This is a genomic window from Streptomyces sp. KR55, assembly GCF_052245645.1.
Taxonomy (GTDB): Bacteria; Actinomycetota; Actinomycetes; order Streptomycetales; family Streptomycetaceae; genus Streptomyces; species Streptomyces flavusporus.
The window spans coordinates 1-1396 of sequence record NZ_JBQQCE010000898.1; the positions used below are offsets into that span (position 1 = coordinate 1).

Annotated in this window: 1 protein-coding gene and 1 pseudogene; both read left to right on the top strand. The window is 74.1% G+C overall.

Going from position 1 to position 1396, the window contains the following annotated elements; translation table 11 throughout:
- A partial coding sequence (locus ACTWQJ_RS51360) for an AAA family ATPase (protein WP_443313198.1) occupies window positions 1–990 on the top strand: 990 nt, incomplete at its 5' end.
- Window positions 991–993: 3 nt separating this feature from the next.
- Window positions 994–1396: pseudogene (locus tag ACTWQJ_RS51365) on the top strand (SAV_2336 N-terminal domain-related protein); the annotation flags it as partial.

The window sequence follows — 1396 nt, forward strand, 5'->3', positions numbered from 1 at the left end:
CGTCCGGATCCGGCCAGGATCAACCAGCTCCCGGCACCGCCCCCGTGGCGCACCTTCGACGCCCCGGTCGTGCCGTACGACGTCCCGAGCCTCGACTCCTCCACCCGCCGCAGGCTCGGCGCCGGCGCCGTACCCCTGCCCGTCCAGGGCGACAGGACCCTCGAACTCGTCAACGCCGCCCTCTACCTGAGGCGCCCCCTGCTCGTCACCGGCGAGCCCGGCGTGGGCAAGTCGACGCTGGCGCACTCCGTCGCGTACGAACTCGGACTCGGCCGGGTCCTGGAGTGGCCCATCGTGAGCCGCAGCGAACTGCGGGACGGGCTCTACACGTACGACGCCATCGGCCGCCTCCAGGACGCCCAGCTCCGGCGTGCCGCCCAGGACGGGGCCGCGGTGTCCGGACCGGAGTCCGAGGACATCGGCCGGTACATCAAACTCGGTCCGCTCGGCACCGCGCTGCTCGCCGCCGACCGGCCCCGCGTCCTGCTCATCGACGAGCTGGACAAGAGCGACATCGACCTGCCGAACGACCTGCTGAACGTGCTGGAGGAAGGCAGGTTCGCCATCCCCGAGCTGGAGCGGATCGCCGACCGGACACCGGTGGTGGAGGTGCTCACCGACGACGGGCAGAAGGTCGCCGTGACGGGCGGTCAGGTGCGCTGCCGGGCCTTTCCGTTCGTCGTGCTGACCAGCAACCAGGAGCGCGAGTTCCCGGCGCCCCTGCTGCGCCGCTGCATCCCGCTCGATCTCCAGGCCCCGCGCAACGAGGGCCTCGCCGCACTCGTCCAGGCGCACTTCGGTGAGAACGCGCACGAAATCCACCGCGACATCCTCGACCAGTTCGTCGAGGCCGAGGCGGACGGTGCGCTGCGCCCCACCGACCAGCTCCTCAACGCCATCTTCCTCGCCGTGCACGCCGCCCGGGACGCGGTCCGGCGCGAGGAGATCTCGGCGCTGCTGATGCAGCCCCTGGACCGCGGGCCCAGGTAGCCGATGTCCGCACCGGCTCCCGGCACCCCGGCCGACGCCGTGAGCGAGGTGCTCACGGCGCTGGTCGCGCGTCTGCGCGACGCGGGTCTCGCCCCGGACGTCGAGGAGCTGGCGGACGCACTGTGGCTGGCCCGCCGGCTGCCGGCACCGGCGCGGCAGGAGCCGGACCGCACGACACCCACCGCACCCGGCGCACCCCACGGACCCGCGGACGGCCTCCCGTCCCTGCCGACCGCCCCGCACACCTCGGCCGGCACGCCCGAGGAGCAACGGCCCGACAGCGTCCGGATGTTCGCCCCGGGCTCCGGAGGTGAGGAGACCGGCGCCCGGATGACCCCCGTCCGCGTCCCCGCCGCCCCCGCCCTGCCCGAACCCCTCGCCCTGCAACGCGGGTTACGCCCCCTCC